This window comes from Hephaestia mangrovi (assembly GCF_019880555.1).
Classification (GTDB): Bacteria; Pseudomonadota; Alphaproteobacteria; order Sphingomonadales; family Sphingomonadaceae; genus Sphingomonas; species Sphingomonas mangrovi.
Genome location: NZ_JAINVU010000002.1, coordinates 395,854 through 420,214, shown reverse-complemented (window position 1 = coordinate 420,214; position 24,361 = coordinate 395,854). Strand labels below are relative to the sequence as shown.

Annotated in this window: 19 protein-coding genes; 11 read left to right on the top strand and 8 right to left on the bottom strand. The window is 64.8% G+C overall.

The genetic code is table 11. The annotated features are described in order from the left end of the window. Positions 1-39: 39 nt before the first annotated feature. From K7G81_RS05880 to K7G81_RS05865, 4 genes are all read left to right on the top strand, one after another. Positions 40-1,953 (top strand): CocE/NonD family hydrolase, encoded by a 1,914-nt coding sequence (locus K7G81_RS05880; RefSeq protein WP_223029808.1) that lies wholly within the window; start codon positions 40-42, stop codon positions 1,951-1,953. 67 nt (positions 1,954-2,020) lie between these two features. After that, positions 2,021-3,418: a hypothetical protein gene (locus K7G81_RS05875; protein WP_223029807.1), complete on the top strand. Its 1,398-nt coding sequence runs from the start codon at positions 2,021-2,023 to the stop codon at positions 3,416-3,418. A 12-nt stretch (positions 3,419-3,430) separates the two neighbouring features. After that, positions 3,431-4,609, top strand: a complete 1,179-nt coding sequence (locus tag K7G81_RS05870) for a vWA domain-containing protein (RefSeq protein ID WP_223029806.1) — start codon at positions 3,431-3,433, stop codon at positions 4,607-4,609. Positions 4,610-4,658: 49 nt separating this feature from the next. After that, positions 4,659-5,066, top strand: coding sequence for a hypothetical protein (locus tag K7G81_RS05865; protein ID WP_223029805.1), 408 nt, complete (start codon positions 4,659-4,661; stop codon positions 5,064-5,066). Positions 5,067-5,070: 4 nt separating this feature from the next. Here K7G81_RS05865 and K7G81_RS05860 read toward each other — a convergent pair whose 3' ends face one another. Both K7G81_RS05860 and K7G81_RS05855 read right to left on the bottom strand, forming a co-directional pair. Further along, positions 5,071-6,270, bottom strand: coding sequence for an exo-beta-N-acetylmuramidase NamZ family protein (locus tag K7G81_RS05860; RefSeq protein WP_223029804.1), 1,200 nt, complete (start codon positions 6,268-6,270; stop codon positions 5,071-5,073). Further along, the gene (locus K7G81_RS05855) at positions 6,267-6,812 is read right to left on the bottom strand and encodes a DOMON-like domain-containing protein (RefSeq protein ID WP_223029803.1); all 546 of its coding nucleotides are present in this window, start codon (positions 6,810-6,812) and stop codon (positions 6,267-6,269) included. The genes K7G81_RS05860 and K7G81_RS05855 overlap by 4 nt, the downstream gene beginning before the upstream one ends. A 52-nt stretch (positions 6,813-6,864) precedes the next feature. Here K7G81_RS05855 and rimO point away from each other — a divergent pair, with 52 nt between their 5' ends. Then, the gene (gene rimO, locus K7G81_RS05850; protein WP_223029802.1) at positions 6,865-8,199 is read left to right on the top strand and encodes a 30S ribosomal protein S12 methylthiotransferase RimO; all 1,335 of its coding nucleotides are present in this window, start codon (positions 6,865-6,867) and stop codon (positions 8,197-8,199) included. Positions 8,200-8,206: 7 nt separating this feature from the next. Here the strand turns inward: rimO and K7G81_RS05845 are convergent, their stop codons facing one another. The 5 genes from K7G81_RS05845 to K7G81_RS05825 all read right to left on the bottom strand — a co-directional run bounded on the left by K7G81_RS05845 (position 8,207) and on the right by K7G81_RS05825 (position 13,610). Next, the gene (locus tag K7G81_RS05845) at positions 8,207-8,947 is read right to left on the bottom strand and encodes a proteasome-type protease (RefSeq protein WP_223029801.1); all 741 of its coding nucleotides are present in this window, start codon (positions 8,945-8,947) and stop codon (positions 8,207-8,209) included. 16 nt (positions 8,948-8,963) lie between these two features. Then, positions 8,964-9,806, bottom strand: a complete 843-nt coding sequence (locus K7G81_RS05840) for a transglutaminase family protein (RefSeq protein ID WP_223029800.1) — start codon at positions 9,804-9,806, stop codon at positions 8,964-8,966. After that, the gene (locus K7G81_RS05835; protein ID WP_223029799.1) at positions 9,806-10,741 is read right to left on the bottom strand and encodes an alpha-E domain-containing protein; all 936 of its coding nucleotides are present in this window, start codon (positions 10,739-10,741) and stop codon (positions 9,806-9,808) included. The genes K7G81_RS05840 and K7G81_RS05835 overlap by 1 nt, the downstream gene beginning before the upstream one ends. 1 nt (position 10,742) lies before the next feature. Further along, positions 10,743-12,152, bottom strand: a complete 1,410-nt coding sequence (locus K7G81_RS05830; RefSeq protein WP_223029798.1) for a circularly permuted type 2 ATP-grasp protein — start codon at positions 12,150-12,152, stop codon at positions 10,743-10,745. 255 nt (positions 12,153-12,407) lie between these two features. Further along, positions 12,408-13,610 (bottom strand): M24 family metallopeptidase, encoded by a 1,203-nt coding sequence (locus tag K7G81_RS05825; RefSeq protein ID WP_223029797.1) that lies wholly within the window; start codon positions 13,608-13,610, stop codon positions 12,408-12,410. Between the two features lie 124 nt (positions 13,611-13,734). Here K7G81_RS05825 and K7G81_RS05820 point away from each other — a divergent pair, with 124 nt between their 5' ends. The 5 genes from K7G81_RS05820 to K7G81_RS05800 all read left to right on the top strand — a co-directional run bounded on the left by K7G81_RS05820 (position 13,735) and on the right by K7G81_RS05800 (position 19,158). Beyond that, positions 13,735-14,658, top strand: a complete 924-nt coding sequence (locus tag K7G81_RS05820; protein WP_223029796.1) for a dihydrodipicolinate synthase family protein — start codon at positions 13,735-13,737, stop codon at positions 14,656-14,658. Between the two features lie 5 nt (positions 14,659-14,663). Next, positions 14,664-15,662 carry a 4-hydroxyproline epimerase gene (locus K7G81_RS05815; RefSeq protein ID WP_223029795.1) on the top strand — a complete coding sequence of 333 codons (999 nt, stop codon included), beginning with the start codon at positions 14,664-14,666 and terminating at the stop codon, positions 15,660-15,662. A gap of 34 nt (positions 15,663-15,696) precedes the next feature. Next, positions 15,697-17,124, top strand: coding sequence for an amino acid permease (locus tag K7G81_RS05810; protein ID WP_223029794.1), 1,428 nt, complete (start codon positions 15,697-15,699; stop codon positions 17,122-17,124). Positions 17,125-17,129: 5 nt separating this feature from the next. Then, entirely contained in the window at positions 17,130-18,401 is a 1,272-nt protein-coding gene (locus K7G81_RS05805; RefSeq protein WP_223029793.1) for an NAD(P)/FAD-dependent oxidoreductase, read from the top strand. Between the two features lie 100 nt (positions 18,402-18,501). Further along, positions 18,502-19,158 carry a GntR family transcriptional regulator gene (locus K7G81_RS05800; RefSeq protein ID WP_223029792.1) on the top strand — a complete coding sequence of 219 codons (657 nt, stop codon included), beginning with the start codon at positions 18,502-18,504 and terminating at the stop codon, positions 19,156-19,158. Positions 19,159-19,175: 17 nt separating this feature from the next. On the opposite strand, the gene K7G81_RS05795 is transcribed toward K7G81_RS05800, so the two are convergent. Continuing rightward, a complete protein-coding gene (locus tag K7G81_RS05795; RefSeq protein WP_223029791.1) occupies positions 19,176-21,503 on the bottom strand; it encodes a S9 family peptidase in 2,328 nt (775 codons plus the stop codon). 124 nt (positions 21,504-21,627) lie between these two features. On the opposite strand from K7G81_RS05795, the gene K7G81_RS05790 reads away from it, so the two are divergent. After that, positions 21,628-24,345: a DUF5695 domain-containing protein gene (locus K7G81_RS05790; RefSeq protein ID WP_255586651.1), complete on the top strand. Its 2,718-nt coding sequence runs from the start codon at positions 21,628-21,630 to the stop codon at positions 24,343-24,345. The last annotated feature ends 16 nt before the right edge of the window (positions 24,346-24,361 follow it).

Genomic DNA, 24,361 nt, shown 5'->3' with positions numbered 1-24,361 from the left:
CGCTTGTGGCAGTCAGATTACAACTAGGCGGGAGGGCATATGCGTAAACCGAGGTTGGGCGTTGCAGTTGCGATGGCGGCGGCGATGCTCGGGAGCGCGGGAATCGCACAGCATTTTCCTGCCGACATGCCGGCGCATTTCACCCCGGCGGACCAGAGCTTCGATTACGTCCGCCGCGTCGTCGACATTCCGATGCGCGATGGAGTCAAGCTGCACACCGTCATCATCATGAAGAAGGGAACGCAAGACGCTCCCATCCTGCTGGAACGCACCCCCTATGATGCCGAGGGCGCGGTCAAGGACGACGTGCCGTTCGCCGATATGGCCGTGCGCCCGTCCGACGCGATGTTCCTCGATCATGGTTATATCCGCGTCTATCAGGACGTTCGCGGCAAATATGGCTCCGAGGGCGAATATGTGAACGAGCGCCCGCTGCGCGGCCCCGACAATCCCACCAAGGTCGATCACTCGACCGATGCCTGGGACTCGATCGACTGGCTGGTAAAGAACGTGAAGCAGTCGAACGGCCGCGTTGGCATGATCGGTACCAGCTACGACGGCATGTTGGTGGCGATGGCGCTGGTGAACCCGCACCCCGCGCTCAAGGCTGCTGTCCCCGCTGATCCGGTCATCAACACCTGGATGGGCGACGACGATTTCCACGGCGGCGCGTTCCGGCTGATCGGCTATGATTATTATTACGGCCAGGATTCGGTGAAGGGTTCGGCCGGCGACGTCTGGCGCGACACCTATGACGATTACGATACGTTCCTGAAAGCGGGCTCAGCGTCGGGCTTCGTCAAGAGCCGCGGTCTCGATCAGCTTGGTTTCGTCAACAAGCTACACGATCATCCCTCGTACGACGATTTCTGGAAGGCACAGGCACTCGAGGACATCCTTGCCAAGCAGCCACAGACGGTGCCGACGCTGTGGGTCGCCGGGCAATGGGACCAGGAGGACATGTACGGCGCCGTCGCCGCCTATGAGGCGACCAAGCCGCACGATACGAACAACCTCGATCACCTTGTGCTCGGTCCGTGGTATCATGGCCAATGGGCCGGCAATGGCGAGCATCTCGGCCCGCTCGATTTCCATTCGGATACCGCGCTCTGGTTCCGCCAGAAGGTGCTGCTGCCCTTCCTCGACGCGCAATTGAAGCCCGGCGCGCCAGCCGCCGACCTGCCGCCGGTGCTCGCCTATCAGACGGGCAGCGACACTTGGCAGAAGCTCGATCATTGGCCGGTCGCCTGCGCCAGCGGCTGCGCGACGGCGATGACGCCGCTGTATCTCCACGGCGATTTCGGGCTCGGCTTCGATGTCCCGGCCGATACACCGGCGGATTCCTATATCTCGGACCCGGCCAAGCCCGTCCCCTATCGCATCCGCCCGATTCTCTCGACTTATGCGGAGGGCTCGACGTGGCGCCAATGGCTGGTCGACGATCAGCGCCCATTTTCCGATCGCACCGATGTGCTGACTTATGAAACCAAGCCGCTCGACAAGCCGATTGCCGTCTCGGGCGCGCCAATGGTCGACCTGATTGCCGCAACGACCGGAAGCGATGGCGATTTCGTGGTCAAGCTGATCGACGTCTATCCCGGCGAATATCCGCAGAAAAAGGAGATGGGCGGCTATCAGCTCGGCGTGGCGATGGACATCTTCCGCGGGCGGTATCGCAACGGTTACTCCAACCCGCAGCCGATCACGCCCGACACCCCGCTCGCCTACAAGTTCGCGCTGCCCAACGTGAACCACGTCTTCCTGCCCGGACACCGCATCATGGTGCAGGTGCAATCGAGCTGGTTCCCGCTATACGATCGCAACCCGCAGACCTTCGTGCCCAACATCTTCGATGCCAAGCCGGTCGACTACAGGAAGGCGACGATCACCGTGTTCCACGATCCCGCTCGCGCCAGTGCGATCGAATTGCCGGTGGTGCCGGTACAGCAGTGACGGTGACCCGCCTCTCCGTTCAGCCTGCGGCTGGCGAGAGCCGATTGCCGAGCGGTGAGAGCTGATCGTGCTTCGGCCAGTTCAGCACGAACGGAATCTCTGGTGCGCCGTTGCCGCACTGACGCTGCTCGGGCTCTCGTTGCGCATCTTGGCCGCGCGCGGCGCGCTGTGGCTTGATGAGGCTTGGTCGGCGACCTTCGCACAGGAAGCGGTGACCCCGGCCGGGGTGATCTGGCGGATCAATCACGACAACAACCACATTCTCAACACGCTGTGGCTGCAACTCGTCGGCGCCAATGCCCCGCCGATGCTGCAGCGCGCATTGTCAATTGCCGCGGGCGCCGCGACGATTCCGCTCGCCGCAGCTTTCGGCTTCCGCCGAAGCTCCGCATCAGGCCTGCTCGCAGCACTCGCCTTCGCGATCTCGCCGATGCTCGTCACCTATGGCAGCGAAGCGCGCGGCTATGCACCGATGGTCGCCGCTTTCGTCGCGATGCTGGTGCTCGTCGACCGCTGGCTAGACCAGGACGGCAGCCGCCCCGCACCGTGGATCGGTCTCGCCATCCTTGCGCTTCTCGGCACGCTCGCCCAGGCGATGATGGTCGTGCCGCTGCTTGCGATGACCGCCTGGGCCGGGATCACCCTATGGCGACGGCACGGGTTCGGTGCAGCCTTCGCCATCGTCCTGCGCGCGCTCGGCCCCGCGCTTGCCGCCAGCGCAATGGTCCTCCTTGTCATGCTGCTCGCCGCCCGCGCGGCGCCGCACGGTTTCGCGATCGGCAGCTACCAACCGTTTCACCTGCGCGACTGGATCGACGGCATTGCCGGCGCCGTGCGGTGGACACTCGGCATCGCCGCGCTCAATGCATGGCCGGCGCTATTTGGGTTCATCACGGCGATGGTTCTGCTCATATCAGGCCGGCATGGCCATCGCACCTCGCTTTATGTGATACTCATCCTGGCCTGTCCGGTGGCGTACGCGCTGTGCCGCCTCGGCAACGCCGGGATCCCGCGCTATCACCTATCCGCGATGACGGTACTGCTACTGCTTGCGGCCGACACGCTCGGCACCACGCAGCGCCGCTGGATCGCGCTCCTTCCGGCCGCACTCTTCGTGATCGGCTCAGCTCGGCTCGATGCAACGATCATCGCCAATCGCCGCGCCGATCCCGCCGTCGCCATTGCCGAATTGCGCAGGCTCGCGCCGCATGGAACCTTGCTCATGCTCCCCGACCAGCGCCTCGTCCCCGTCGTCGAGTGGGCCGCTCGCGCCGCCGGTTATCGCGTTCGCGTCGCCGGCACCAGCTGCGACGCCGCCCCGTTCCTGTTGCTCGACAGCGACCACCCCGCCGCCCAGCCACCGAGCCAGCGACTGTGCTGCGGCACCTATCGCCTCGTCGCCTCGCGCCGCGCCGAGGGGCTGTCCGGCACGGAGTGGTGGCTGTATCATCGCGTCGCACCTTAGGAACGACACCCGATGCTTCTTGATTTTCTCGACGAACTGCGCGCCGCCGGCATCCCTGCCAGCCTCAAGGAGCATCTTACGCTGCTCGAGGCGCTCGATCGTGAGGTCATCGCCCGCACGCCCGAAGACTTCTACTATCTCGCGCGCGCGACCTATGTGAAGGACGAGGGTCTGCTCGATCGGTTCGACCAGGTCTTCGCCAAGGTGTTCAAGGGGCTGGCCACCACTTATGGCACCCAGACCGCCGAAATCCCCGAAGACTGGCTGCGCGCTGTCGCCGAGAAATTCCTGACGCCCGAGGAAATGGAGCAGATCAAGTCGCTGGGCTCGTGGGACGAGATCATGGAGACGCTCAAGCAACGGCTCGAGGAACAACAAGGGCGCCACCAGGGCGGCAACAAGTGGATCGGCACCGGCGGCACCAGTCCGTTCGGCAATTCGGGCTACAACCCCGAAGGCGTCCGCATCGGTGGCGAGAGCGTCCACAAGCGCGCGCTCAAGGTGTGGGATCAGCGCGAGTTCAAAAACCTCGACAGCACGCGTGAACTCGGCACGCGCAACATCAAGCTGGCGCTGCGCCGCCTGCGCCGTTTCGCCCGCGAAGGCGCTGCCGATGAGCTCGATCTCGATGCCACGATCGAAGGCACCGCGCGGCAGGGCTGGCTCGACATCCGGATGCGGCCGGAGCGGCACAACGCGGTCAAGCTGCTGCTGTTCCTCGACGTCGGCGGCTCGATGGATCCGTTCGTCAAGCTCTGCGAGGAACTGTTCTCGGCGGCGACGAGCGAGTTCAAGAATCTCGAATTCTTCTATTTCCACAACTGCCCCTACGAGGGCGTATGGAAGGACAACCGCCGCCGCTTCACCGAGCGCACGCCGATGTGGGACGTACTCCACAAATACGGCCACGATTACAAACTGGTGCTGGTCGGCGACGCATCGATGAGCCCCTATGAGATCACCCATCCTGGCGGCTCGGTCGAACATATGAACGAGGAAGCCGGCGCGGTTTGGATGCACCGGCTGACCAACACCTATCCCGCGGCAGTGTGGCTCAATCCGGTGCCCGAGGGGCAATGGGGCTATTCGCAATCGGCCCGCCTGATCCGCGAGTTAATGAACGACCGCATGTATCCCCTGACGTTGGACGGCCTGGACGACGCGATGCGCGAATTGACACGGACGGTGTGACGGCGCGTTGACGGAACCATTGCGCCCCCGTTCCGGTTGTTAGGATAGATTGCAGGAGTATATTTCCGTGTCTCACATTCCGGAGTCCGCCATGCCCCATGCCAAGGCCGCGCCCGAGAAAAAGCCCTCGCGCGTGAAACAGGTCGCCGACAGCGCGACCAAGACCGCCAAGTCCGCCGCTAGGAACGCCAGCAAGACGGCCAAGTCTGCGGTGAAGAGTGTCAAGGCCAATCCTGGCAAGGCTGCCGCCGCGGTCGGCGCGGTGCTCGCGGCCGGTGCCGCCGCGGTTGCCGCACCCAAGGTCCGCAAGGCCGCCGCGACCAAGAAGGCACCGACCAAGCCCGCCGCGAAAGCTACCAGCAAGCCAGCGACAAAAACAGCGGCGAAGAAGCCCGCGACGCGCAAAACGACCACGCGCAAGACCGCAGCCAAGCCGAAGGCCGCCGCGAAATCCTGACGCGTCAGTAGATCAGGTAGCGCGCCCGCGTCTCCGCCCAGGCGGCTTCATCGGTGCGCGCCGCCCGATCGAGGTCGCCGGGCGTCGCATTCGTGTCTTCAACCCATTCGCGCAATTCGGTGCTGCCGTTGATGACGTCGATCGCAAGCTTGCCGAACTCGTATTCGTACGGAAAATCGCGCCACAGCTCGTAATCGGGGTATAGGACGCGGATCGCCTTGAATGCCAGCGCCTGCAGCCGCCATGGCTTGAACGCCGCGTGATCATAAAGCGGCGCCTCGGCATGAATGTGCAAGCCGTTGCAGAGCATCCCGACATGCTTGTGGAAGGTCGGCTGGAACCAGATGTCGCGCAGCGCGCATCCGTTCAGCCAGTCGGGCGCCAGCCGCTCCATTTCGGCTTTCACTTTTCGCGCATCGATGTCGGGCGCCCCGAACAGTTCGAGCGGCCGCGTCGTCCCGCGCCCCTCCGACAGCGTCGTGCCTTCGAGCATCACCGTGCCGGCATAAGCGCGCGCCATGTTGAGATTGGGCGCATTGGGACTCGGGTTGATCCAGATGCGCTGGCCTTCAGGCCAGCCGAAACCCGGTCCTTCTTCGGGTGCCCACCCTTCCATCTCGATCACACGATAATCGAGATCGAGGCCAAGCGTATCGATGAACCAGCGCCCGAGTTCACCCATCGTAAGCCCGTGGCGCATCGGCATCGCCCCGGCGCCGACGAAGCTCTCCCAGCCGGGGCGCAGCGTCAATCCTTCGATTGGCCGCCCCGCCGGATTGGGCCGATCGAGCACCCAAACGCTCTTGCCGTGCTCGGCCGCAGCTTCCAGCACATATCGCAGCGTGGTGATGAAGGTGTAGATGCGCGTACCCAGATCCTGCAGGTCGACCAGCATCACGTCGAACGTGCCCATCCATTGCCCGCGTGGTCGCCTTACCTCGCCGTAGAGGCTGAACACCGGCATCCCATAGGTCGGATCGGTATAATCGGGCGATTCCATCATATTGTCCTGCAGGTCGCCGCGCACGCCGTGCTGCGGCCCGAACAGGGCAGTCACGTTCAGTCCCGCCGCGATCAGCGCGTCGAGCGAATGCGTCAGATCCGCCGTCACCGAGGCGGGATGCGCGAGCAGCGCGACACGCCTGCCCTCCAACGGGCGACGCAGGGCGGGATCGGCGAGCAGCCGGTCAATACCGAATTTCATGCCGGCTCAGGTGCCGCAAGCCGCGCCGCAAAGCAAATTGCGTTGTGAAAGTCCGGCGCGCCCTCGGGATGTGCGAGGGCCCAATAGGATTTCTCGCCGGTCAGCGTTTCGATCACCGCCGACAAGCCGAGCGCCCACGTGCCGACATCGACCCAATCGGGCAAGTCGACCGTGCGCCGAACCTCGACAATCCCGTCACCGAAGGTCCGCCCGCCGCCGACCAATACGTTGTCGATGCGCGCCATACCGTGCCGATAGCCTGTGAAGGCATAAGCTCCCCATTGTCCTGAGGTCGAGAAATTGAGCTCGGCATAAGCAGGGTTTCCCGCGGTCCCGACGAAGGCCTCGAAGCAGCTATGCTCCCACAAGCCATCCGCCGGTTCGACGCCTTTCCAGTCGGGCCAGCGCACCCGCTCCACCGCACCCGACGCCCGATAGCCGAGTTCAAGCCTGCCGGCCGAGCCGCGACTCGCCTCCACTGCGATCGATTGGATCGCCGAACTGGGAAAATCACGATGCGGAACAAGCGCGTAATGGGCCATGCAACACACCTAGGAAAATCGGGGCGCAAGCGTTATATCCGCCAGCATTCCCATGGCAACGCAACTCCCCTCTCCGCCCAAAGTGGGCATGGTTTCGCTCGGCTGTCCCAAGAACCTTGTCGACAGCGAACGCATCCTCACCAAGCTTCGCTCGGACGGCTATCAGATGTCGCCCGATTATGCTGGCGCGGATGTGGTGCTGGTCAACACCTGCGGCTTTCTCGATTCCGCCAAGGAGGAAAGCCTGGAGGCGATCGGCGAAGCGATCGCGGAAAACGGCCGCGTCATCGTCACCGGCTGCATGGGCAAGGAAGCCGAAACGATCCGCGATCGCTTCCCCAATGTCCTCGCGGTGACGGGCGCGCACCAATATGAGGAAGTTGTCAGCGCCGTCCACGATGCCGCGCCGATGCCGCCGCATGCCTTCCTCAATCTGGTGCCCGATGCCGGGCTCAAGCTCACGCCGCGCCATTACAGCTATCTAAAGATTTCCGAAGGCTGCAACCACCGCTGCGCCTTCTGCATCATACCGCAATTGCGCGGCGATCTCGTGTCGCGCCGCCCCGACGCAATCCTGCGCGAGGCGGAGAAGCTGGTCGAGGCCGGCACCAGAGAGTTGCTGGTGATTAGCCAGGACACCTCGGCCTATGGCGTCGACATCAAACACCACCCGCGCATGTGGCACGGCAGCGAGGTCCGCGCACACATGACCGATCTCGCCCGCGAGCTCGGCAAGATCGCACCATGGGTGCGGCTGCACTATGTCTACCCCTACCCTCATGTCGATCAGGTCATCCCGCTGATGGCCGAGGGGCTGGTGCTCCCCTATCTCGACATTCCCTTCCAGCATGCCAGCCGATCGGTGCTGAAGGCGATGCGCCGCCCCGCCAACGAGGCCAAGGTGCTCGAACGGATCAAGGGCTGGCGCGAAATCTGCCCCGATATCGCGGTGCGATCGACATTCGTCGTCGGTTTTCCCGGCGAGACCGAGGACGATTTCCGTTATCTGATGGACTGGCTAGAGGAAGCGCAGCTCGATCGCGTCGGCGCGTTCCGCTTCGAGCCCGTCGAGGGCGCGGCCGCCAATGCGCTGCCCGATGCGGTGCCCGAAGAGATCAAGGAAGACCGCTACGCCCGCCTGATGGAGCTGACCGCGCGCATCTCCGCAGCCAAACTCGAGGCCAAGGTCGGCCGCACGCTCGACGTCATCGTCGATGCGGTCGATGAGGAGAGCGGCGGCGCCACCGGCCGATCGAAAGCCGACGCTCCCGAGATTGACGGCGAGGTGCACCTGCGCGATGCCGGCCATCTCTCGGTCGGCGACATCGTGGCCGTCGAGATCGAGGATGCCGACGCCCACGACCTGTTCGGCGTTCCCGCCGCCTGACGCCTGCTCAGGCAGGCAGGATCGCTGGCAGCGTCGAGAAGGCGTCTCGCAAGGCCTCCCCCCACCGCTCCGAGATGGCGAGGAAGCGCGGATCGTCGGCCTCGATCCGCTCGCGAACGTCGAACCTGAAACGCTCGCGCCGGATCACCGCGAGGTCGAGCGGCATGCCGACCGACAGGTTCGATCGTAACGTCGAATCCATCGACACGCACACCGCTTTCACCACTTCCGGTAGCGGGCTTTCGATCGTCAGCACGCGATCGAGGATCGGCTTGCCATATTTGATCTCGCCGATCTGGAAATAGGGCGTGTCCTCGGTCGCCTCGATGAAATTGCCCGCCGAATAGATCATGAACAGGCGGTGCTGCCCGCCCTTGCGCTGCCCGGCGACGAGGATCGTCGCATCGGCACCCGAGCCTTCGGCCTGGATCGATTGACGATAGCGATCCTGCAGCCCCTGCATCGCCAGCCCGACCAGCTCGGCAACCCGGTACATGCTTTCGGCGTTGAGGATCGTCTCAATCCCCGGATCCTCGGCGCTCATCCGGATCGCCTTGTTGAGCCGCGTCATCACACCTTGCGTGATCGAGAGATTGCCCGAGCACATCATGCCGATCGCGCGCTCGTCGGCCGCTTCCCAGGTGAACATCTTCGAATAGCGCGACACATTGTCGACACCGGCGTTGGTCCGCGTGTCGGATAGCAGCACGAGTCCGTCGGCGACCCGCACCGCGACGCAATAGGTCATTGGCTGCGTCCCCGGTTCATTGCTGCTGTTGCTGCTGGATCGCCTCGATGTCCCCCTCGCCCCGGGCGATGCGTACATCGGCCGAAACGGTGCCCGGCCCCCCGCCGGTCACGATCCCGCGTACCGGCGCCGCATCGCCGGCGTCAAGACCGGTGCACAGGCGAACATAATGATCGGTCGGGCTGACCCCATTGGCGACGTCGAACCCCACCCAGCCGAGGTCGCCGACGAACGCCTCGGCCCAGGCGTGGCTTTCGAACTGCTGATGCGCCTCCTCGCTCGCCAGCAGATAGCCGGCAACGTAGCGTGCCGGCACCCCGGCTGCCCGCGCCGCCGCGATGAAGACGTGAGCGTGATCCTGGCACACCCCGCCTCCGCCGGCGAGCGCCTCTGCCGCCGACGTCTTGCTATCGGTGATCCCGCTCCGGTACGGCAGCGCCGCGCGCACCCGCTCGCTCAGCGCGTGGAGCCCGGATAGCGTGTCGCTGCCGGGGTCGAGTCCCTCGGCCAGCCCGGCGATCGTGTCATCTGGCGCCGTCAGCGCGGTTTCGCGCAGGAATACCGCCGGAGGCGGCGCGCGGCGGAGGCCCTTGACGATCCCCGCCTGATCCTCGGTCTCCACGCGGCCATGAGCGACTATCTCCAATTCGTCGCGATGTCCCTGCGCCAGCCATTGCGCCGCGCGTTCGCCATAGCCATCGACCACGGTGCGCGCGATCTCGTCGCCGTCCACCGTGACATGCCAGTCGATCACGCGCTGGCCTTCGAAGCTCTGCGGGAACAGCTTGAGCCGCAAGGCGAGCCCCGCCGCTCCCTCCGGATAGCGCATATGGGTCAGATGGCGGACGACGAGCAGCATCAGTTGAAATGATATCCCTGGGCGATCTCGCCCGACAGTCGGTTGGTGACGGCGAGCGCCTTGAGCACGAATTCGTGCAGCCCCTCCTCGAAAATCTCCCCGCTCTCGCGGTCGCGCAGGTCGGAAAGCATCGTCATGGCGATATCGTGCGCCGCACTGCGCCGGCCATGGGCATGGGCCAATCGTTCGAGGTGCCAGCCGATCTGCCCGAAGCAGAACGACACCGAGCGAGGAAACTGCGGGTTCAGGATCAGCAGGTCGGCGATCCGCCACGGCGTATAGTCGCCGCCGCCATAGACATGGTGATAGGCGCGCGCCGCCGACAGCGCATGGAGCACCGACGTCCACTGGTAATGATCGCGCACCCCGCCGATCACCGCGGTTTCGGGCAGCAGGACATAATATTTCACGTCGAGCAGCCTGAGCGTCATCTCGGCGCGCTCGAGCGCGCCGCCGATGCGCAGGAAATCATGGCCTTCGTTGCGTATCTGCCCGGTCTCGACCGCGCCGCGGAAGGTCGAGGCGCGTGTCTTCACCCAGTCGAGCAATTCGGCGAGATTGCGTCGCGCACTCGCGACGTCGTAATGTTCGAGCCGCCGCCAATCGTCGTTGAGCGCCTCCCACATATCCTGCGTCAGCGCGGTGCGCACCGCGCGGCCGTTGGCGCGCGCGCGCAACAGGCATGATCGGATCGACGACGGATTGCCCTCGTCGAGCAGCAGCATGCGGACGATGTCGGCCTCTGCCACCGGGCGGTCACCGTCGATCATGCCGTCGCAGCCGGTGACGCGCAGCACCGATCGCCATTCCTCGCGATGGATCGGGCCGGGCAGGATCGCCATGCGCTGGCCCATCTGGATCAGCCGCGCGGTGCTCTCCGCCCGCTCGATGTAGCGGGCCATCCAGAAGATGTTCTCGGCGGTGCGGCTCAGCATGTCATTCGTCCAGCACCCAGGTGTCCTTCACCCCGCCGCCCTGCGACGAATTGACGACCAATGAGCCTTCGGTCAGCGCGACACGGGTCAGGCCGCCGGGCGTCAACCGCATCTGCTTGCCGACTAGACAATAGGGCCGGAAATCGACATGGCGACCGACAATCTCGTGGTGGCCGAGCACCGGCACCGTCGAAAGGTTTAGGGTCGGCTGGGCGATGAAATCGGCCGGGTTGGCGCGAATCCGCTGGGCATAGGCATCCACCTCGGCGCGCGTCGCCTTCGGCCCGATCAACATGCCGTAGCCGCCCGATCCATGCACTTCCTTGGCGACCAGCTCGTCGAGATGATCGAGCACATAAGCGCATTCGTCCGGCAATGCGCAGCGCCACGTCGGCACATTTTCCAGGATCGGCGCCTCGGACAGGTAGAAGCGGATCATCTCGGGAACGAAGAGATAGATCGCCTTGTCGTCGGCAATCCCTGCGCCGGGCGCCGAGCATAGCGTCACCCCGCCCGCGCGATAGGCGCCGAACAGCCCCGCTACACCCAGCATCGAATCGGGGCGAAACGCGAGCGGGTCGATGAAATCGTCGTCGATGCGGCGATAGATCACGTCGACGCGCTTCGGCCCGTGCGTGGTCTTCATCCACACCGTATCGTCGTCGACATAGAGATCCATCGGCTCGACCAGTTCGACACCCATCAAATCGGCGAGGAAACTGTGCTCGTAATAAGCCGAATTGAACGAACCGGGGGTAAGCACGACCACTGTCGGATCGCTGCCCGCGCTCGCCGGCGCCACTTCCTTGAGCGTCGCCAGCAGGTCGTTGGGATAGGAATCGACCGGCGCCACCCGGCTTGCACCGAACAGTTCGGGGAACATGCGCTGCATGATCTCGCGGTTCTCGAGCATGTAGCTGACGCCCGAGGGCGTTCGGCAATTGTCCTCCAGCACCTGAAAACCGCCCTCGCCGGTACGAATGATATCGATGCCGACGATGTGACTGTAGACGCGCCCCGGCGGGTCGAATCCGATCATTTCCGGCAGGAAGGCGCTGTTGCGATAGACCAGTTCGCCCGGCACGATCCCGGCGCGGATGATTTCGCCGCGATGATAGACGTCGTACAGGAAAGCGTTCAGCGCGCGGGCACGCTGGCGGATACCGCGATCGAGCGTGCGCCATTCTGCCGCTGAAAAAACGCGGGGTAGCAGATCGAAGGGGATCAGCCGCTCGGGATCGCCGCCCTCACCATAGACCGCGAAAGTGATACCGATGCGGCGGAAGATCGTCTCGGCTTCCTTGAGCCTGGCGTTGAGCCCCTCGATCCCGACCTCGTCGACCCAGCGCTGGACCTCGGCATAGCAGGGCCGCACCGCACCGGATTGATCGGTCATCTCGAAAAAGGCCATCCGCTCCCTTTCGCCGCCTAGCCATGATGCGCTGCACAACGAAATTGGCAAGATAAAATCTCGTAAAAGCCAAACAGCCGCCCGCGTGGAAAGGCAGGCGTGTTCGCTCAGCGCTTGTCATCGCCCAGCGCTGGCGCCCAATGGGCTGGTGCGATTGCCACTGTAGACGGACTATCGAGTTACCCAGCGCTCAGTGTAATACTGCTATGCGTGTTGGCGGCTCAGCGCTTCAGATCACGACAAACAACGTCCGCCTCAGCCGAACGGTCGATCGATCGAGGGCGACGGCTCGGTAAACCATTGCGCGCCGGTTTCGGTGACATGGAAATGATCCTCCAGCCGCACGCCGAAGCGATCGGGCACGACGATCATCGGCTCGTTCGAAAAGCACATGCCCGGTGCCAGGGACGTCGTGTCGCCTCGCACGAGATAGGCCGGCTCGTGAATCGACAGGCCGATGCCATGGCCGGTGCGATGCGGCAGCCCCGGGAGTTTGTAGTCGGGCCCCAGCCCTGCCTTTTCCAGCACGCCTCGCGCCGCGGCGTCGATCGCCTCGCACGGCACCCCGAGTTCGACCGCCTCGAATGCAGCATATTGCGCCGCGCGTTCCAGTTCCCAGATCGATCGCTGTTCGTCGTTTGGCGTCCCGAACACATAGGAGCGGGTGATGTCCGAATGATAGCCATGGACCCGGCAGCCAGTGTCGATCTGGACGATATCGCCTTCTGCCAGTTCGGGGTCGCCGGGCAAGCCGTGCGGATAGGCGCTGGCGCGTCCGAACTGGACGATGACGAAGCCATTGCCGCCCGGCGCTCCGATCGCGCGGTGCGCGGCATCGAGGAAGCGCGCGACTTCGCTCGCCCGGATGCCTGGATGCAGGATTCGCGCCGCGCGCCGCTGAACCTCGAGCGTCATCGACTTGGCTTGCTGCATCAACGCCAGCTCAACCGGCGACTTGATCATCCGGCAGCCGTCGATCACCGAATTCGCGGCGAGCACCGTGGATGAGGGCGCCGCCTTGCCGACCCGATCGACGAACAAGAAGCTAATCGCTGGATCGATCGCCAGCGTGCTCACGCCACATTCACGCATTGCCGCGGCAAGCATGTCGGCCGGGCTTTCATCCTCTTCCCACAAGCGCAGATCGACATCGATCGCCAGGTCGGCCTCCAGCGTGCCGCGCTCGAAATGCGGCGCGACGAGGATCGGCTGCCCCTTCACCGGCAGCAGCATGGCCACCAGCCGCTCCGTCTCGCTCCAGGGGACACCGGCAAAATAGCGCAAGCTGGCCCCCGCGCCGACCAGCAAGGCGTCGGCCTTCATGTCCCGCGTCAATTGTCTGGCACGGTCGAGCCGAGCGGCATAATCGTCCGGTCCCGGTGCGGCGGCGACATCGGCCCAGGGCCGGATATCCGCCAATTCATGCTCGATCGTCGATCCGCCGATTCCGTTCGTCACTCAATTCTCCCTAAATGCGGTCCACCGCGCCGCAGCATGGTCCGATACGGCCGCAAAAATCGGTTGTTTCCACCAATCTTATATCGTATACGAAGTTTATCTTCAACAGAGGGTATCAGCTTATATGAACGCGTCGAAGACCTTGTGGACCGGGGTTTATCCGGCCGCAACAACCCAGTTCGCTCCCGATAATTCGGTCGATTTCGACGCGACCCAGAAGGTGCAAACCGCGCTGGTCGACGACGGTGTCGACGGGCTGATCCTGCTCGGCACCTGCGGCGAAAACAACTCGCTTACAGCCGGCGAGAAGCGGTCAATCCTGTCCGGCGCGGTCGAGGCGCTCAAGGGGCGCGTGCCGTTGGTCGCCGGCATATCCGAATTCACCACCGATGCGGCGATCGCCTATGCCCGCGATGCCGAGAAGATCGGGGTCGATGCGCTGATGGTGCTCCCGTCGATGGTCTATGTGCCGACGCTGGAAGAACTGGCGCAGCATTTCCGCATGGTTGCCGAAGCGACCGCGCTGCCGATCATGCTCTATAACAATCCCCCCGCCTATCGCGTCAGCGTGGAGATGGAGACGCTCGACGCGCTGGCCGATGTCGAGAATATCGTCGCGGTCAAGGAGAGCGCCCCCGACCCGCGCCGCTTCACCGACGTCATCAACCGCTTCGGCGATCGCTATGCAGTGATGGCCGGACTCGACGATATCGCGCTCGAAGGGTTGCTGCTCGGGGCGACCGGCTGGGTTTCCGGGCTGACCAGCGCATTTCCGGCCGAATCGGTGCGTCTCGTTGCCGCCGCCAATGCCGGCAATTGGCGGGAAGCGCGCGAAATCTATCGCTGGTTCATGCCGCTGCTCCATCTCGATGCCGAGCATGACCTGGTGCAGTCGATCAAGCTCGCCGAGGCGATAATGGGCCGCGGCAGCGAGCGCGTCCGGATGCCCCGCATGCCGCTGTCCGGCGCACGCCGGGCGGACGTGATCGCGCGCGTCGAGAAATGCAAGGCGACCCAGCCGAGCAAGAAGCAGCGCGAGCTGGCCTGACGCCGATGCGTCATGTGTTCTTTTGTATCGACGGCCACACCGCAGGTAATCCCGTGCGATTGGTCGCCGGTGGCGCGCCGCTGCTGCGCGGTGCGACGATGCCCGAGCGCCGCCAGGATTTCATGGCGCGCTTCGACTGGATTCGAACCGGGCTGTGCTTCGAACCGCGCGGCCACGACATGATGTCGGGCGGCTTCCTCTATCCGCCGTGCGAACCGGATTCCGATATCGGCATCCTGTTTATCGAGACCTCCGGCTGCCTGCCGATGTGCGGGCACGGTACGATCGGCATGATCACTTTCGGGCTCGAAAACGGCCTCATCACGCCGCGCGAGCCTGGCAAACTGCGCGTCGAGACGCCGGCGGGCATCCTCGACGTGCAATATGGCGTTGACGGCGATCGCGTGCGCTGTGTGCGTTTTCGCAATGTGCGATCCTATCTCGCCACTGAGGGGATCTCGATCGAGGTTCCCGGATTGGGGCCAATCACCGTCGACATCGCCTATGGCGGCAATTTCTACGCGATCGTCGAGCCGCAAGGCGGTTACGCAGGACTTGACACATTCTCGGCCGCCCGACTGATCGCGCTTAGCCGCATCGTCCGGCAGCAGCTTCGCGCGGTGATCGATCCGGTCCATCCGCTCGACCCGCGCATCCATGGCGTCAGCCATGTGATGTGGACCGATCGTCCTACCGCGCCGGGCGCCGACGGACGCAACGCCGTGTTCTACGGCGACAATGCGATCGACCGCAGCCCCTGCGGCACGGGCACGTCGGCGCGCATGGCGCAACTGGTCGCCAAGGGTAAGCTCGCGGTCGGCGATACCTTCGTCCACGAAAGCTACATCGGCAGCCGCTTCACGGGTCGGGTCGAGGAAGCCGCCGAATTGGGCGGCAAGGCGGCCATCGTGCCGTCGATCGAAGGCTCTGCGATCACCACGGGGTTCAACACGATCTGGATCGATCGCGAAGACCCGTTCTGGCAAGGATTTTCGGTAAGCTGAACACAGCAACAAACGAACATTGGGAGACAGCACGATGGGAATTTGGGGGCCGATCAAACCGATCGAGCAATTCAGGTCGATCGACGCCGAGCATCGGTTACGCCCAAGCCTGAGCTGGCCCCATCTGATCGCCCTTGGCGTCGGCGCGATCGTCGGCACCGGCATCTACACATTGACCGGTGTGGGTGCCGATCGCGCCGGGCCCGCTGTGGTGCTGTCTTTCCTGGTCGCCGGCGTGGTCTGCGCCTGCGCGGCACTCGCCTATGCCGAACTGGCGACGCTGATCCCCACCGCGGGCAGCGCTTATACCTACACCTATTCGGTCGCTGGCGAGACGATCGCCTGGGTGGTCGGCTGGAGCCTGATCCTCGAATATTCGCTGGCCTGCTCCACCGTGGCGGTCGGCTGGTCAGGTTATCTGGTCGGATGGCTCCACGAAATGGGCATCGCCCTGCCCCATCTCCTGCTCGCCGGGCCGCATGACGGTGGAATCATCAACCTGCCGGCCGTCCTCGTCGCGTTCACAATCGCCGGGATGCTGATGGCCGGCACGCGCGAAAGTGCGACGCTCAACATCATTCTGGTCATCATCAAGCTCACGGCACTGGCAGCATTCGTCGCCCTCACACTTCCCGCCTTCCAGTCAGGCAATTTCCATCCGTTCATGCCCTATGGCTTCGGCAGCCATGTGGTGAACGGCGAAACACGCGGAGTGATGGCGGCGGCGGCGATCGTATTCTTCGCCTTCTATGGTTTCGACGCTGTGGCGACCTCAGCCGAGGAAGCGCGCAATCCCGGCCGCGATCTCAAGATCGGTATCGTCGGCTCGATGCTCGTATGCACCTCCATCTACATCCTGGTCGCGATCGCGGCCGTGGGTGCGATGTCGTATCTGGCGCTTGGCGGCTCCGCCGAACCGCTGGCGCTGGTGCTGCGGACGCTCGGCCATCCGCTCGCCGCCTATCTCGTCGCCGGTGCGGCGCTGGTTGCCCTGCCGTCGGTGATCCTGGTGATGATGTACGGCCAGAGCCGTATCTTCTTCGTGATGGCGCGCGACGGCCTGTTGCCGCGCACCCTTGCCAAGGTGTCACCACGCACCGGTTCGCCAGTGCTCATCACCGCGATCACCGGCCTGTTCGTCGCCGCGGTTGCCGGCTTCTTCAGCCTTGGTGAGATTGCCGAACTGGCCAATGCCGGCACACTACTTGCCTTCATCGCGGTCGGCGCCTGCATGATGGTCCTGCGTCGGCGCGCGCCAGAGATGGAGCGCGTGTTCCGTTGCCCCGCGCCCTTCTTGGTCGGCACGCTGGCGATCCTCGGCTGCCTCTATCTGCTCATCAGCCTGCCCGAAATGACGCTGGTGCGCTTCGTGATCTGGAACGCCGGCGGGCTGGTCGTCTATTTCCTCTACGGCCGCGCGCGCAGCACGCTGGCGCGCGACATCGTCACGGCGGCGGGCTGACGCATATGCCGATATCGCGTGGTCCGGCAAAGCGGCCCGCCACCGCGATCGTGATCGGCAATGGCCTCGTCGGCCTGTGCACGGCGATCGATCTGCAACAGCGCGGCGTCGTCACCAGGCTGGTCGCGCCCGACGTGCCGTGGCGCGGCGCTTCGTGGGGCAATGCGGGCCATATCGCGGTCGAGCAGATTGAGCCGCACGCGTCACTCGCGGCGCTGGGCAGCATGCCCCGGCGATTGTTCGCCCTCGGCGGCCCGGTCGCCTTTCCGCCAGGTGATATACGGTCGTGGTTTCCCTTTTCGTTGCGGCTGTTGCGCGCGTCGACGCCCACGCGTTTCCACCGTGGCACGGCGGCATTGCGTAGCACCTTAGCGACTGCGGTGCCGGCATGGAAGCGGTTGCTCAATGCGGCCGGTGCGCGCGCGCTGCTCCGGCTCGATGGCCATTTCATCGTCTGGGAACGGGAATCGACCGCCCGCCGCGGTATGGCGCACTGGCTGGGCGCCGATACCGGCACCGCCAGCACTCGTCCGGCGACCACCATGGAAATGGCTGCGCTTCAGTCTTTGACGTCCTCGAATCTGGCCGGCGCGGCGCGCGTCGAGGGCAGCGGCCAAATAGCTGACATGACCACCCTCGGAAGCCGCCTGCACGAACACTTCCAGCGCTGCGGCGGCAATCGTGTCGCCGGTCGGGTCACACGCATCGCCCCCGACGCCGATGGCGGCAGGGCCGCGCTCGACACCGGCGAGACACTGTCGGCCGACATCATCGTGGTGGCAGCCGGCGCCGCATCACGCGACCTGCTTGCGACGCTCGGTCTCGACGCGCCGCTGATCGCGGAGCGGGGCTATCACATTCAGTCGGACGCAGCGGATTGGCCCGCCGATCTACCGCCGGTGGTGTTCGAGGATCGCTCGATGATCGTCACCCGCTTCGCTTCGTCGATCAGGGCAGCGAGCTTCGTCGAATTCTCCACCATCGACAGCCCCCCCGACCCGCGCAAATGGATAATGCTGCGTAATCACGTCGCGCGGCTCGGCCTGCCCTTCAACACGCCGATCAGCGAGTGGGTCGGCGCGCGGCCGACGCTGCCCGATTATCTTCCCGCGATCGGACGCGATATTGCGCGACCCTGGCTCGCTTATGCCTTCGGGCATCAACATCTGGGGGTTACGCTGGCAGCGACCACGGGCGAGGCGATCGGCGCCCTGCTGTGCGGCGATGCGCCGTCGTTCGACTTCGATCCGTTCTCGCTGGCCCGCTTTGGGCGGTAACGTCGGGCCGCGCCCTCGACGCGCTCGCTCGGGTTCGCTATGGCCGTTACCAAGTGAAGATACCGTATAATGAAGATCCCACGCAGGATACGAAAGAATAATGAGTACCATCGTCATCCGAAATCTCTCGGATCAACTCGTCGATCTCGTGCGTGATCGGATTCTCGCCGGGGAGGTGCCCGTCGATCAGGCGATCCGGCAGGACGCGCTCGCCTCCGAACTGGGGGTCAGCAAGATTCCGCTGCGCGAGGCGCTGACCCGGCTCGAGCAGGAGGGCTTGGTGCGCTCACAAGCGAACCGGGGCTTCTTTGTGCGGCCGCTGGGCGCCGACGAAGCGGAGGAAGTCTACGCCCTGCGCCTGAAGCTGGAGCCCGAGGCCGCGGCGCTGGCGTCGGTTCGCGCCACCGAGCAGGAGCAGTCGCTGGCGATCTCTACGCTGGAGGCGCTCGATAGTGTGACGGGGCATGACGGTGCCGGTGTCGGCGCGTTCAACCGCGCCTTCCACCTCGCGTTGATCCGCCCCGCCGGGCAATCGATCACCACTCAATTGCTCGAACGGTTGCACGTGCTGAGCGACCGTTATGTCCGCAAGCATCTCGAGCCGCTGGGTCGCGACGAGCGCGCCAACGAGGAACATGCCGAGCTGCTCCGGCATTGGCTCGCTCGCGACAAGAAAGCGGTCGCCAAGAGCATGCAGGCGCACATCAAGAAGACGATCACCGACCTGCGCCGCCAGCTCGCCTCCAACGCGGATTGAGCTGGGCGACGCGTCGCTTACTGGTCGTCGGCCGGCAGGCTGTTCCAGTCGGGCGTGGGCTGGTGCTGCAGATAGCGCACGAAGAAGCCGAATTGCCGACGCTCGGCATAATGGATCGGGCCGGTCGAGCGGCCGGTGGTGTGCTCACCGCCAGGCACCTCGATCATGCTGAAATCCTTCTTCGCCTTGATCAGCGCATCGACCAACTGCAGCGACGACGAGGGATCGACATTGCTGTCCTGCTCGCCGAAGATCATCAGCAGGTGCCCCTTCAGCCGCCAGGCGTTGACCACGTCCGACGAGCGCAGATAGCTGCCGTCGACCGGCCAGCCCATCCACTGTTCGTTCCAGCTGATCTTGTCCATGCGGTTGTCGTAACAGCCGGCGAACGCCACGCCGACCTTGTAGAAATCGGGGTGGAACAACAGCGCCGAGACGGTGCTCTGCCCGCCCGCCGAGCCGCCGTAGATGCCGACGCCGCCCGAAATGTCGTACCAGGGGAATTGGGCGGCGGCCGCCTTGTGCCACAGGATGCGGTCCGGGAAGCCTGAATCGGCAAGGTTCTTCCACGCCACGTCCTGGAACGCCTTGGAGCGGTTGGCGGTGCCCATGCCGTCGATCTGGACGACGATGAAGCCCATGTCGGCTAGTTCCTGCATCCCGACGACCTTGTCGCCGCCGGAATGATAGCCGAACGGCCAGAAGGTCTTGGGCACGAAGCTGTCGTGCGGGCCGGCATAGATGTTCTCGATCACCGGATATTTCTTGTGCGGGTCGAAATCGAGCGGCTTGACGATCAGGCCCCAGATGTCGGTCTTGCCGTCGCGCCCCTTGGCGACGAACGGCTGCGGAATCCTGTAGCCCGCCGCCATCAACCGCGAGATGTCGCCCTTGGCAATGGTGCGGACCAGTGCGCCGTCGCTGGTGCGGTGGAGCTCGGCGACGTTCGGCATATCGACGCGCGAATAGGTGTCGACATAATAGTCGCCGTCCGACGAGAAGGACAGGTCGTGATCGGCCTTGGCCGGGGTCAGCGGCGTCAGGCCGGTGCCGTCGAAGTTGATCCGGTAATAATGGACGAAATAGGGGTCCTCACCCTTGTTCATGCCGCTGGCGGCGAACCAGATCTGGCGCGCCTTGTCATCGACGCGAACCACCTGGCGCACCGGCCAGTCGCCGGCGGTGATCTTGTTCTCCACCTTTCCGGTCTTGTCGTTGTAGAGATAGAGGTGCGCCCAGCCGTCGCGCTCCGACAGCCAGATCAGCTCGTTGCCGGCATTGTCGACGTCATGCCAATAGCCGCGATCCTGATAGATGAAGGTCTTGGCGTCCTCGGAAATCACCGCGCGCGTCGCGCCGGTATCGGCGTTCACCTCGATGATCTTCGCGTGCTGGTGGCCGCGCTGGGTGAATTCGAAGGCGAAGGTCGCGCTGTCCGACCGCCAATGCAGATCGGTGAGCTGATAGGGGTTGGGGAACAGCGCGTCGGAGACGGCAATCTCCTGCGTCTTGCCGTCGGGCGCGAGGTGGAACAGCACCGGCTGCTCGAGATCGATCGCATCGCCCGGCTTGGGATAGAGCTGCTTGCGGATTTCCGGCTGCAGCTGATCGCCGGGCGACGACAGCACGCGCGTCACGTAGCGCGGGAAGCCGGGCCTGATCCGATAGGCGACGATCTTGCGCGAATCCGGCGACCAGTGGATCGTCTCGGGATCGTAGAAATTGCCTTGCGTACCGTCCTGGCTGAGGATCGTCACCGGCCCGCCACCGGCTGGGCGGATCACGACGTTATAGCCCTGGACCAGCGCCTCCCAGCGGCCGTCCGGTGAGACGTGCGGCGTGTTGTTGGCCGGATAGCGCAGATCGCGCACCACGCCGAAGCCCGTCGGACGATCCTTGTCGACAACCGGCGCGCAGCCCCCGCCAGTCAGCGAGCATTGCCACGGCGTCTCCTCGATCTCGAAGACGATCGTCTTGCCGTCGTCGCGATAGTCGATATCCGAAAACGGCAGGCGCAGCGCTTCGTAATGCTCGCCCGTCGCCTTGCCCAGCGCGGCCGCTACCGCACGCTGGTCGAAGGCCGGCCGCGTGGCGCCGGTATCAGCATTCTCGCGAACGAAGGCGAAACCGCCCGCCACCGTCTTGCGGAACACGAAATCGTGGCCGCCCGCGACCCATCGCGCGGGAAAGGCGATGTCGCGCGTCAGATATTCCCAGCGCTCACGCAGCGACAATGCGTCACGATATTGCCGCGCGGCCGGAGCCGCCGCCGACGCAGCAACCGCGACGCCCGGCGCCATCATTCCCGCCATCGCCACCAGCCACAGGCTCGACCGCTTGATCATCGCGCCGCATCCCCTTTCCTGATTTGCTTTCGTTATACCGTATACAGACGGCTTTGAGTTTGTATAGTGCGCCCGCGGTAGGACAGTGATCGGGGGAATGATGCGTCGGAAGCACTTGCGAGCCATGGCCCGGCAATCGATGCTTGTCGCCAGCCTGTTCGCGCTGGGAGGCGCCGCGCCGCCGATCGATACGAGCCGTGGCGCAATAATGCTGTCGACGCCGACCCTGAGCGCGCGGCTCGACGCCCGCACGCAGACGCTGGTGTCACTGGTACCGCGTTCGACACCGGGCTTCGACTTCACGCCCTATGACCTTGAAAAACAGCGTAATAGCGATGGCTATTATCATCTCGGCGACATCGACCTGCGCCTGCGATCGGCGGGCGGCGTCTGGCGCGATTATTCGAGCGCGTTCCACAAGGGCGCGGTCGGGGCGCTGCCGACGGGAAACGGCGTGCTGGCCGCCGCCGATCTCGCGGCCTGTTTTCCCGCCGACATACCGCTCGACGTGCAGCGCCGCTGGATGCTGTCGGACGGCACGCTGGCGTTGCGCTTCCGGCTGACCAACCGATCGTCGCGGCCGGTCGAGATCGGCGGGCTCGGGCTACCGATGGTGTTCGACAACATCCTCACCGACCGCACGCTGGAGCAGGCGCACAATCGGCTGAGCTTCGCCGACCCCTATATCGGCCGCGATGCCGGCTATCTGCAGGTTACGCGGCTCAACGGCGAGGGGCCGGCGCTGCTGGTGCTGCCCGAGCGGCACACGCCGTTCGAGGCCTATAAACCGATCCTCGACCAGACCGGCCCCGGCGGCACGCCCAAAATCTTCAACGATCCGACCAAGCGCGGCACGACCTTCGAGGGACTCTACGACTGGATGGTCGCCACGCGCGGCTTCGCCGACAAGGAATGGAAGGGCGTGCGCGAGTGGAACTCGCCGACCGCTTTCACACTCGCGCCCGGAGAAAGCCGCGAGATCGGCGTGCGCTTCGTGCTGTCGCCGTCGATCCGGGGCATCGAGGATACGCTGGCGAAGAACGATCGCCCCGTCGCCGTCGGCATCCCCGGCTATGTGCTGCCGACCGACCTGCCTGCCGACCTGTTCCTGAAAGCGCCGCAGCGCATCGCCGCGATGAGCGTCGAGCCGCGGGGCGCGATCACCGTCACGCCCGCGAGCTCTCGCAACGGCTGGGCACATTACCGGGTCCAGGGCCACCAATGGGGACGCGCGCGGTTGACGATCCGCTATGTCGGCGGCGAGGCGCAGACCGTCTCCTACTTTGTGACCAAACCCGAACGGCAAGCCGTCGCCGACATGGGTCGCTTCCTGTTCACCCGGCAATGGTTCGACGACACGAGCGACCCGTTCCACCGCGCGCCCTCGATCATCAGCTACGATCACGACGAGGGTCGTCAGGTGCTGCAGGACCAGCGCGTCTGGATCGCCGGGCTCAGCGACGAGGGCGGCGCCGGCTCCTGGCTCGCCGCGATAATGAAGCAGCTCGGCGAACCCGACCCGGCCGAGGTGGCGAAGTTCGAGCAGTTCGTCACGGGCACGCTCGACGGGCGGCTGCAGGTCAATCAGGGGCCCGATTGCTACGGCGTGCGCAAGAGCCTGTTCTATTACGATCCCAAGGCGCAGCCCAACTTCCGTTACGATCCGTCGATCGACTGGAAGAGCTGGTCGGCGTGGGACAGGAAACAGGCCTATTCGGTCGGGCGATCGTTCAACTATGTTCATGTCGCGGCGGCCTATTGGGTGCTTTACCGGCTGGCGCGCTATCATGTCGGGCTGGTCCATGCGCATGACTGGCGCTGGTATCTGACCCACGCCGCTGAAACCGCGGTCGCGATGCAGCGGCTAGCCCCTGACTATGCCAAGTTCGGCCAGATGGAGGGCAATGTCTTCGTTTCCATCCTGCGCGACCTGAAGCGCGAGGGGATGACGGCCGAGGCCGCCAGCGTCGAACAGGTCATGCGCGCCCGCGCCGAGCGCTGGGCGCATGAAGCCTATCCGTTCGGCAGCGAGATGCCGTGGGATTCGACCGGCCAGCCCGAAGTCTATGCCTGGATGCGCTATTTCGGCGACGACGCGAAAGCCGCCCAGACGCGCGAGGTGATCCTGGGCTACGACCCCACCATCCCGAGCTGGGGCTATAACGGCAGCGCGCGGCGCTATTGGGACTTCAACTATGCCGGCAAGACCCGTCGGATCGAGCGGCAGCTCCACCATTACGGCTCGTCCAACAACGCGCTGCCGCTGTTCGCCGCCTATCGCCGCGACCCGACCGACTTCCATTTGCTGCGCGTCGCTTATGGCGGGCTGATGGGGCCGATCACCAATATCGCCGAGGACGGGTTCGGCTCGGCAGCCTTCCACTCCTATCCCGACATGATGCGGTTCGACGGCTATAGCGGGGATTACGGCACCAATTTCTTCGGCGTGGCGTTCGGCACCGCCAGCTATCTGGTCGATCATCCGGTGTTCGGCTGGCTCGGTTTCGGCGGGATTGTTGCGCAGCATGGCGACACCGTCAGCATCACGCCGCGCGACAGCTTCCGCTCGCGCGTGTTCATCGCGCCGGCCGGGCTGTGGCTGACGCTGCGCGCCGGCAGCTTCACACAGGTCGATTACGACCGGCATACCGGTCGCGTTCGCCTGCACCTCGCCGCTCGCGACCGCTATACGCCGGCGGCGGTGCTCGAAGTCAGCACGACCACCGCGACCGGCCGCCCGTATCGCCCGGCAACGGCGCTGAAGCGCGACCCCGGCGGCTGGCACATCCCGCTCCCGCAAGGCGGCACGACGATCGACCTTCTCCCCGGACGCCGACGATGATCGAGATCCGGGGCCG

Coding starts and splice junctions, on each gene's coding strand:
- K7G81_RS05840 (WP_223029800.1), bottom strand. CDS start 9,806: ATGCTGCTCGTCGTCCGCCATCTGACCCATATGCGCTATCCGGAGGGA.
- K7G81_RS05860 (WP_223029804.1), bottom strand. CDS start 6,270: ATGAAATTCGGTATTGACCGGCTGCTCGCCGATCCCGCCCTGCGTCGC.
- K7G81_RS05855 (WP_223029803.1), bottom strand. CDS start 6,812: ATGGCCCATTACGCGCTTGTTCCGCATCGTGATTTTCCCAGTTCGGCG.
- K7G81_RS05845 (WP_223029801.1), bottom strand. CDS start 8,947: ATGACCTATTGCGTCGCGGTGCGGGTCGCCGACGGACTCGTGCTGCTA.
- K7G81_RS05830 (WP_223029798.1), bottom strand. CDS start 12,152: ATGGCCTTTTTCGAGATGACCGATCAATCCGGTGCGGTGCGGCCCTGC.
- K7G81_RS05790 (WP_255586651.1), top strand. CDS start 21,628: ATGGCCCGGCAATCGATGCTTGTCGCCAGCCTGTTCGCGCTGGGAGGC.
- K7G81_RS05820 (WP_223029796.1), top strand. CDS start 13,735: ATGAACGCGTCGAAGACCTTGTGGACCGGGGTTTATCCGGCCGCAACA.
- K7G81_RS05870 (WP_223029806.1), top strand. CDS start 3,431: ATGCTTCTTGATTTTCTCGACGAACTGCGCGCCGCCGGCATCCCTGCC.
- K7G81_RS05800 (WP_223029792.1), top strand. CDS start 18,502: ATGAGTACCATCGTCATCCGAAATCTCTCGGATCAACTCGTCGATCTC.
- K7G81_RS05795 (WP_223029791.1), bottom strand. CDS start 21,503: ATGATCAAGCGGTCGAGCCTGTGGCTGGTGGCGATGGCGGGAATGATG.
- K7G81_RS05835 (WP_223029799.1), bottom strand. CDS start 10,741: ATGCTGAGCCGCACCGCCGAGAACATCTTCTGGATGGCCCGCTACATC.
- K7G81_RS05810 (WP_223029794.1), top strand. CDS start 15,697: ATGGGAATTTGGGGGCCGATCAAACCGATCGAGCAATTCAGGTCGATC.
- K7G81_RS05880 (WP_223029808.1), top strand. CDS start 40: ATGCGTAAACCGAGGTTGGGCGTTGCAGTTGCGATGGCGGCGGCGATG.
- rimO (WP_223029802.1), top strand. CDS start 6,865: ATGGCAACGCAACTCCCCTCTCCGCCCAAAGTGGGCATGGTTTCGCTC.
- K7G81_RS05805 (WP_223029793.1), top strand. CDS start 17,130: ATGCCGATATCGCGTGGTCCGGCAAAGCGGCCCGCCACCGCGATCGTG.
- K7G81_RS05815 (WP_223029795.1), top strand. CDS start 14,664: ATGCGTCATGTGTTCTTTTGTATCGACGGCCACACCGCAGGTAATCCC.